General features: G+C 65.8%; 1 protein-coding gene. It reads left to right on the forward strand.

Annotated features, from left to right (window positions below; all coding sequences use genetic code 11):
• Nucleotides 1–1,481: ATP-binding protein (locus ACY45C_RS08635; protein ID WP_462187101.1), on the forward strand; the 1,481-nt coding region annotated here is incomplete at its 5' end.
• Between the last annotated feature and the right edge of the window lie 208 nt (nt 1,482–1,689).

The following is a 1,689-nucleotide window of genomic DNA, read 5'->3' on the forward strand; positions in this document are numbered from 1 at the left end:
ACCCAACGGTCGCACCGTTGGTCGACATCGTGGACATGGGTGGCTCGAAGGTTCTCTATGCCTATGTACCGCCGATTCCACGGGACCGTCGGCCCTGCCACCTGGCGCGGCTTGCCCCGTGGGACGCATCCTTCATCCGCATGTCGGACGGCGACCGAAAGCTATCGGCATACGAGGTCCAGCTCCTCCTCGAGAACCGGGCCCCGGCACGGCATGATGCCTCCGTCGTGCCGGAGGCAACGCAGGATGATCTCGACTCGCAACGGCTACGTGCCTTTATCGCCCGGGTCCGGGAGCAACGGAGTGTGTTCGGGGAAAAGTCTGACGCGGAGGTCCTGCGCCTTCTGAACGTGTTCCGGGAGACCGACGACGGTCCTCGGCCCACACTCGCCGGCCTACTGGCATTCGGAGTTTATCCGCAGCAGTACTTCCCGCAACTGAACGCCACGGTGGTGGTCTTCCCGACGCCTGATCCTGCCCGGCCGGGGCCGCGTGGGGAGCGGTTCCTGGACAACCGTTCCGTAGACGGTCCGATACCTGTGATCGTGCGCGATGTCATAGGAATCCTGAAACGGCACATGAAGCAGCGCGGAATTATCGCCGGAATGTTTCGTGTTGATGAATGGGAGTATCCCGAGGAGGTGCTCCGAGAAACCCTGGTGAACAGCCTGGTGCACCGTGACTACTCGCCGTCAGCCCAGGGTGCTCAGATTCAGGTAGAGCTCTACCCTGACCGGCTGCAGATCCGGAACCCGGGCGGGCTCTTTGGACCAGTGAGCCTACGAGAGCTTGGACTCGGCACAGTGCCACCGTCATCACGCAATTCTGTCCTGCTCAAGATCCTGGAGGACACCCCGCTCGATCCAGGCCGGACAGTGTGCGAGAACCGAGGCACCGGCATCGCGCGCGTCCGTGCGGCGCTCGCCGAGGCGGGCATGGAGCCGCCGGTCTTCGAGGACGACATCGCGGCCTTCACCGTGACGATTCCCAACCACGCGCTGCTCGACGAGGAGACCAGGGACTGGTTGTCCACGCTGAACATCGCCGGGCTCACGGGTGCGCAGCTCACCGCGCTGGCGCTCACTCGCCGCGGGGAGACCTTGACCAACGTCAGCTACCGGGGTGCGACCGGCGTCGCGGACAGTCGAACGGCGACCACACAACTCAAAGAACTGCGCGCCCGCGGCTTGCTGGTGCAGGAAGGAGACCGGGGAAGCGCCACCTACCGGCTGAGTCCCCACGCCGGCCGGGCAACGAAGCAGCTTGACCGCGGACGGACACGGAATGACCTTGTGTTGGCTGTGTTGACCAGCACACCGGCCAGCCGCGTCGACATTGCCCGCCGGGCCGGCCTTACCGACGAGCAGGCCCGCCAGACGCTTGCGCGGCTGCGTCGGATCGGGCAGGCCGAGCTGATAGGGGCGCCCCGATCTCGGAACGCGTTGTGGCGACTAGCCGTACCACCAGACCGCGACGGTTAGTCGGCACGTCGATCAGCAGGTCGTCCGCGTCTCACGCGACTGCCCCGGTGTTGAACTGGCACTGCCATGGCCACCCCAGCCAGCGGTGACGACCACATCGGCCAGCTCACGAGGGTCGAACACAACGGGCGGCTGGGGCGACTCGCCGCTCTCGGCGCCAACGTCGACCTCGCCGAAGACCTCCCATCCCTACGGGTGGCAGCGCTCG

It is taken from the genome of Frankia sp. CcWB2 (assembly GCF_977927585.1).